Origin of the sequence: Streptomyces panacea, from assembly GCF_040560175.1 — a bacterium.
In the GTDB taxonomy this organism is placed as follows: domain Bacteria; phylum Actinomycetota; class Actinomycetes; order Streptomycetales; family Streptomycetaceae; genus Streptomyces; species Streptomyces panacea.
Genome location: NZ_JARJHW010000089.1, coordinates 21,415 through 28,188, shown reverse-complemented (window position 1 = coordinate 28,188; position 6,774 = coordinate 21,415). Strand labels below are relative to the sequence as shown.

Sequence of the window (6,774 nt, the reverse complement as noted above, 5' to 3'; positions counted from 1 at the left end):
CACCGTCCTGCTCGCCGACGACCAGGCCCTCCTGCGAGCCACGTTCCGCATCCTCATCGACACCACCGAGGACTTGACCGTGGTCGGTGAGGCCGCCGACGGAAGCGAGGCGGTGGACCTCACCCGCGCCCATCGCCCCGACGTCGTCCTGATGGACATCCGGATGCCCGGGACCGACGGCCTGGCCGCGACCGCCGCCATCTGCGCCGACCCCGAACTGACGGGGACCCGCGTCCTCATCCTCACCACCTTCGAGAACGACCAGTACGTCGCCGAGGCCATCCGCGCGGGCGCGAGCGGCTTTCTGGGCAAGGACGTGAGCACCGACGTGCTCCTCAACGGCATTCGTACGGTGGCCGGGGGCGAATCCCTGCTCTCACCCCTCGCGACCCGCGCACTCATCACGCGCTTCCTGGCCGCGCCCGACCCCGACAAGCGGCTCGCGTCCCCCGAGCGCCTCAGCGCTCTCACCGCCCGCGAACGCGAGGTGATGGCGCTGGCCGCGCACGGGATGTCCAACACCGACATCGCCGAGGAACTCGTCATCAGCCCCTTGACCATCCGCAGCCACATCCAGCGCGCCATGACGAAGCTCGACGCCCGCGACCGCGCACAACTCGTCGTGATCGCCTACCAGAGCGGCCTCGTACAAGCCTGACCCCGGCGGGAAGCCGGCGGAAATCGCCGTCGTGCTTGCGCGGGGGTCGGCGCATGAGGTGTTCTGCGTAGCCCTTGTACGAACGGTGTCGGCGAACTGATTGGGCTCCGCGTGACGCGAGACGAACTGATGGGCGCGCTGGCCGCGCTGCGTCGGGCGCAGATGGGAAACCGCCGGGCCCCGCACAAGCCGCTGCTCCTGCTCTGGTTGCTGGGAAGGCTCGCCGAGTCCGGCAGCACCGTGGTCGCGTACGACGAGGCGGAGGAGCCCGTCAGTCGGCTGATCAACGATTTCGGCTCGGCCGTGACGAGCGCCGCCCGGGCGCGGCAGCGGGCCGCGATGCCGTTCGTGCATCTGGAGCGTGAGCTGTGGGATCTGCGGGATCGTGAGGGGGTTCCCATCGGCTCCGACGTCCCCGAGCGGGGCAGCTTTCTGCGGGCCCGGGGTGCCCGCGGACGGCTGCGTCCCGAGGTCGAGAAGTTGCTGGCCGATCCGGGCACTCTCGCGGCGGCGGTCCGGCTCCTGCTGGAGCAGCACTTCACTCCGGCGCTGGAGGCGGTCATCTGCGATTCCGTCGCGCTGGATCTGACCGGGCTCGACGAGACGGTGTACGCGCGGGGGGAGAGGAAGAGGAGGAGGCGACGGGCCGGGTTCGCCGAGGAGGTGCTTCGTGCCTACGCGTACGCCTGTGCTTTCTGCGGCTTCGACGGTGCGCTCGGCCGCAATCCCGTGGGCCTGGAAGCAGCGCATGTGCGGTGGCACAGCCAGGACGGCCCCGAGGAAGTGAACAACGGGCTGGCGCTGTGTTCCCTGCACCACACACTCTTCGATCTGGGCGTGCTGGGACTCCTGCCCGATCTGCGGATCCAGGTCTCCCCGCTGTACGTGGCGCGCAGCCGGGCCGGGCGGGTCGTCGACGCCCTCCATGGAGAGTCGGTCGCGACTCCCCGCCCCGGGCAGCCGGCCGTCGATCCGAAGTTCGTTCTCTGGCACGGTCAGCAGGTCTTCAAGCGCCCCGGAGCGCAGGCGGTGTAGTGCGGGGCTTCGCTCGATCAGGGGGAGTCGGGGGGTTGGGCACAACCCGCCCGGTGGGTGGGGCGTTTGGGTCGGTGATGGAAGGTGGCCGATGAGAGCCCTGCCGGATCCCGTGTGGCCCGTGGTCGCGCTGGCGTTGATTCAGGTCGGTGACGGGATTCTCTGTGTGGGGCCCGTTCGGTTCGTGCGTGAGTGTTTCGAGGGCGTGAGGTTTCCACGGGAGTGGTGGTGGGTCGCGCCCCTCGTGAAGTTCGCCGCCGCCATGGGGCTCGTCCTCGGGGTCTGGGTGCCCGTGCTGGGGTACGTCACCGTATGGGCGCTCGTGGCTTATTTCCTGGTGGCAGTCCTCATACATGTCCGGGCACGGGATTTCGGCCGGAACCTGTTCCTCAACGCGACCGGCATGCTCGCCATCTGCGTGTTCGTCGCCCTGTACAGCTTCGGCCCGTAGAGCGGGACCGGAGGGAAAACGTCCACTGGACAAGGTTGTTGACACCCTGTTTGACAACAGAGATCATCAACAACCTTACAGCAGAAAGCACTTCACCTTCACGTCCATCACACGCGCGCCCCGCCCCGATCGGCGGGGATTCGACGCCGCGCGTGGAGGGTTCAGCGGAGGCAGAGATCAACGGGGCACGGGGAAGCATGACGAGCGCGGCAGCCGCCACCACCATCGGGTGGGCGGTCGTTTCCGGCTGAGCGCTTCACGGTCCCGGAGAGACGATCCGAAAGGACACGACAGGTCTTGACGCACTCGGCGACCGAAAGCGCTCACCCTTCCGGCACCCACCCGCACGGCACGAAAGCGCAGAGCACGAAAGCGCAGAGCACGAACCCGCACGGCATGAACCCGCACGGCACGAACTCGCAGAGCACGAACTCGCAGAGCATGAACCCGCACGGCACCCACCCGCACAGCTCGAACCCGGACCATCCGCACGAAGCCCGTCCGCTGCGCGTCCGGATCCTCGGGCCGATGGAGATCAGCGGGCAGGGGGAGGACCGTACGCCCTCCGCTCCGATGGCCCGGCGGCTGCTCGCCGCGCTGCTGCTCCACGCCAACGAGCAGGTACGGACGTCCACCCTCATCGACGAACTCTGGGACGGCGAACCGCCCCGGCTGGCCCGTAAGACCATCCAGACCTACGTGTACCAGCTCCGCAAGCCCCCGCACTCCGCCGCCGCCGCCGCGGGCGTGGGCGGTCCCGGTGAGCGGGTCGAGACCTGTCCCAACGGGTACCGGATCAGGCTCGCGCCGGACGAGTTGGACCTGTGGCAGTTCGAGCGGCATCTCGCGCGGGCGCGCGCCGATCTGGGCGACGGCGACCCCGAGAGCGCCGCCCGCACGCTGCGGGTCGGACTCGCGCTGTGGCGCGGCGACGCGTTCGCCGACATCGAGACCGGCCCGGCGCTGGCCGCCCGCGTCGCGCAGCTCGCGGATGCCCGGCTGGGCGCCCTGGAGCTGCGGGTCGAGGCCGATCTGCGGCTCGGCCGGCACCACCGGCTGATGGGGGAGCTGCGGCAACTCACCTCCGACCACCCGCTGAACGAGGAGTTCGCCGCCCAGCTCATGCTCGCGGCCTACCGGTCGGGCCAGCGCGGCACCGCGCTGGAGACCTTCGGGCAGCTGCGCCGCGACCTGGTCGACGAGCTGGGTATCGAGCCCTCGCACCGGCTCCAGCGGCTCCAGCGCGACGTACTCAACGAAGCGCCGTCCCTGGACCTGGTGCCGGGTCGGCCAGGGGGGTTGGCGGGGGCGACGGCCGGAACGGCCGCATCTGCCGCGCCGGTCGCGGTGATCGCCCAACTCCCCCCGGACGCACCGGACTTCGTGGGCCGCCGCGCCGAGCTCGCCCGTATCGTCACCTGCGCCAGATCGGGCGGGGACACCCCCCTGACGGCACCTCAGGTCGTGACCGTCCTCGGCGGAGCGGGATCGGGCAAGAGCACCGTCACCGTCCGCGCCGCGCATCTGCTGCGCGAGCACTTCGCGGACGGCCAGTTCTACGTACGGCTCCACGACGAGACCGACCGGCCGACCGACCCGGCGGCGGCGCTGCGCTCCCTGCTGCGTGACATCGGCATGCGGGTGGACGAACTGCCCGACCAGGTCGACGAGTTGGCCCGCATCTTCCGCAGCTGGAGCGCGGACCGGAGTCTGCTCCTGGTCCTGGACGACGCCTTCGGCCCCGAACAGGTCCTGCCGCTGCTGCCCGGCGGTTCGCTGAGCGCCGTCCTGGTCACCTCGCGCGTACGGCTGCCCGGCCTGCCCGGCGCGGCCAACGTCGAGCTGGGACCCATGGAGACGGACGACGGCGTCGCACTGCTCGCCTCGCTCGCCGGGGCCGACCGCGTCGGCGCGGACGTCGCCGCCGCCCGGCAGACGGTGTGCCTGACCGGCAACCGCGCGCTGGGCGTACGGGCGGCCGGCGAGAAGCTGGCGGCGCGCCCCATGTGGTCCGTCACCGAGCTGGCCGCCCGGCTGGCCCCGGAACACCGCCGGCTGGCCGAGCTGGGCAGCGGCTCCCTCGACGTCCTGGGCAGGCTGGCGGGCGCGTGCGCCCGGCTCGCCGAACCGGACAGCCGGGCGCTGGCCTGTCTGGCCCGCGCCGGAGCCGTACCGTTCGACATCCCGCGCGCGGCGCGGACCCTGGCGTTGGACACCTGGGCCGCCGAACTCCTGGTGGGACGGCTGCTGGACCACCACGTGGTGGAGATGGCCGAATCGGCGCCGGGTGCCGCGACGGTCTACCGCATCCCCGAGCTGATCCGCCTCGTCGCCCGTACGCACGCCCAGGCGCGGGACATGGCGGTCGCGGAGCTGCGGCTGATGTCGGGGACACCGCAGCGGGAGGGGCAGGCGGCCGTGCCGTGCTTCACTTCCGTACTGTCCACGACGGCCTGAACCCCTTCCGGAAACGGGTGTGGCCCGTCCCCCGCGCATCACGCGCGGGGGACGGGCCACACCCGTTTCCGGTGCGTCCTCAGTGCACGCTCTCGCGACTCGCCTCGCCGTCGCCCGCCCCTTCGCCCGCCGTCTCCGCCGGCGCGTCCGGGGCCTCCCGCAGCCCGAACTTCCTGTGGAAGCGCGCCAGCGGCGCCGGCGCCCACCAGTTGGCGCGCCCCGCCAGCCGCATGAACGCGGGCACCAGCGCGCCCCGTACCAGCGTCGCGTCCATCAGCACCGCGACGGCCAGCCCCAGCCCGATGGCCTTGAGGTACGAGATCCCGGACAGGACGAAGCCCAGCCACACGATGGCGATCAGGCCCGCCGCCGCGGTCACCATCGCGCCGGTGCGCTCCAGCCCGCGGGCCACCGCCAGTTGGTTGTCCCCCGACCGGTCCCACTCCTCCTTGATCCGGGAGAGCAGGAACACCTCGTAGTCCATCGACATGCCGAACGCGATGCAGAACAGCAGCACGGGCACGGTCCAGGTGATCGTGTCGGTCACCACGAAGTCGCCGACGATCCCCTCCAGATGGCCGTCCTGGAAGCCCCACACCAGCACACCGAACGTGGCGCTGAGACTGAGGCAGTTGAGGACCAGCGCCTTCAGCGGCAGTACCAGCGACCCGGTGAACAGGAACAGCAGGACGAACGTCGTGACACCGATGATCGCGAGCGCCAGCGGCAGCCGGTCGTACATGGAGTCCAGCGAGTCGACCAGCTCCGCCGCCGGGCCGCCGACCCGCGCGTCGTACGGGGCCTCGGTCGCCCGGATGGACTCGACCAGCTTCTCGCCCTCCTCGCTCAGCGACTCGCTCTTGGGGATCACCGAGAGATAGGTGCTGTCGTCCGCGCTGAACCGGTCGGAGCCCGGTCCGGGCGGGGCGAGGAGCTCACCGGCCGCGAAGGAACCGGCCTCGCTGTCGACCCGCGCCACGTTGCCGAGCGTGGAGAGCTTCGCCACGTACGCGTCGACCGAACGCTCCCCGGTCGGCGGGGTGTCGCTCAGCACCACGTGCAGGGCCTGCGACTCCTGCGCGCTGAAGTCCTCCCGGATGAGATCGCTGATCTGCCGCGACTGGGTGTCGGCGGGCAGGACGCGGTCGTCGGCGAGGCTCATGTGCAGGGACAGGAACGGCGAGCCGAGGAGGAGCAGCAGCCCGATCACGGCGACCGCGACCGGAATGGGGAAGCGCATCACGTTCGTCGCGAGGCGGTACCAGAAACGCTCCGCCTCCGGCTTCGGCGGCTTCGGCTCCTTGCCCCGCCGCAGAATCCGCCCCTTGTCGATGCGCGGGCCCAGCGCCTTCAGCAGCGCGGGCAGGAAGGTGATGGAGACGAACGCCGCCAGCAGGGCGGTCGGGATGCCCGCGTACGCGAAGGAGCGCAGGAAGTAGAACGGGAAGACCAGCAGGCCCGCGAGCGCCAGCGCGACGGTCACCGCGGAGAACAGGACGGTACGGCCCGCGGTGCGCAGCGCGGTCGCGATCGCCGTGTCCGTGTCGGCGCCGCCGTGCAACTCCTCCCGGTACCGCTTGAGGAGGATGAGGCCGTAGTCGATCGCCAGGCCGAGTCCGAGTCCCGTCGCGACGTTGGTCGCCAGCACCGAGACATCGGTGAAGAGGGTGAGGATACGGAGCGTCAGCAGGACGGACACGATGGTCAGTCCGGCGACCAGCAGCGGCACCAGCGCGGCCACCACGCCGCGGAAGACGAACAGCATCACGACCAGCAGCACCGGGAAGGTGACCATCTCGATCAGGAGGAGGTCGTCCTGAGTGGTGTCCGTGATCTCCTTGTTGGCGACCGCGACACCACCCACGCGCGTCTTCAGACCCTCGACCGTGGTGTCGTACTCCGGCTGGATCCGCTCCAGCGTCTTCTGCACCTGGTCCTCGTCGCCGGTGATCCGCACCAGCACCATGGCGCTGTCGCCGCCCTCGCCGCGCAGGGCCGGGGCCTTGCCCAACGTCCAGTAGGACAGGGCCTGTTCGACCCCGTCCTCGGCGCCGATGCGCTCGGTGAGCCGTGCGCCGGCCGCGCCGACCGCCGGATCGTCGACACCCCGCTCGTCGGAGACCAGCAGGGTCAGGTTGGGGGCACCCGAACCGAACCGGGTGGTGTCTGTGCG

At 70.9% G+C, this 6,774-nt stretch carries 5 protein-coding genes; 4 read left to right on the top strand and 1 reads right to left on the bottom strand.

What is annotated here, in order from left to right:
- The first annotated feature begins 7 nt into the window (after window positions 1–7).
- The 4 genes from P3L51_RS21165 to P3L51_RS21150 all read left to right on the top strand — a co-directional run bounded on the left by P3L51_RS21165 (window position 8) and on the right by P3L51_RS21150 (window position 4,601).
- On the top strand, window positions 8–658 hold the full coding sequence (locus P3L51_RS21165; RefSeq protein WP_354606841.1) for a response regulator transcription factor: 651 nt from the start codon (window positions 8–10) through the stop codon (window positions 656–658).
- A gap of 111 nt (window positions 659–769) precedes the next feature.
- Window positions 770–1,693 carry a phosphorothioated DNA-binding restriction endonuclease gene (locus P3L51_RS21160; protein WP_354606837.1) on the top strand — a complete coding sequence of 308 codons (924 nt, stop codon included), beginning with the start codon at window positions 770–772 and terminating at the stop codon, window positions 1,691–1,693.
- Window positions 1,694–1,784: 91 nt separating this feature from the next.
- On the top strand, window positions 1,785–2,144 hold the full coding sequence (locus P3L51_RS21155; protein WP_354606836.1) for a DoxX family protein: 360 nt from the start codon (window positions 1,785–1,787) through the stop codon (window positions 2,142–2,144).
- Between the two features lie 396 nt (window positions 2,145–2,540).
- The gene (locus tag P3L51_RS21150) at window positions 2,541–4,601 is read left to right on the top strand and encodes an AfsR/SARP family transcriptional regulator (RefSeq protein ID WP_354606835.1); all 2,061 of its coding nucleotides are present in this window, start codon (window positions 2,541–2,543) and stop codon (window positions 4,599–4,601) included.
- A gap of 79 nt (window positions 4,602–4,680) precedes the next feature.
- Here the strand turns inward: P3L51_RS21150 and P3L51_RS21145 are convergent, their stop codons facing one another.
- Window positions 4,681–6,726, bottom strand: a complete 2,046-nt coding sequence (locus tag P3L51_RS21145) for an MMPL family transporter (RefSeq protein WP_354606840.1) — start codon at window positions 6,724–6,726, stop codon at window positions 4,681–4,683.
- Window positions 6,727–6,774: the final 48 nt, after the last annotated feature.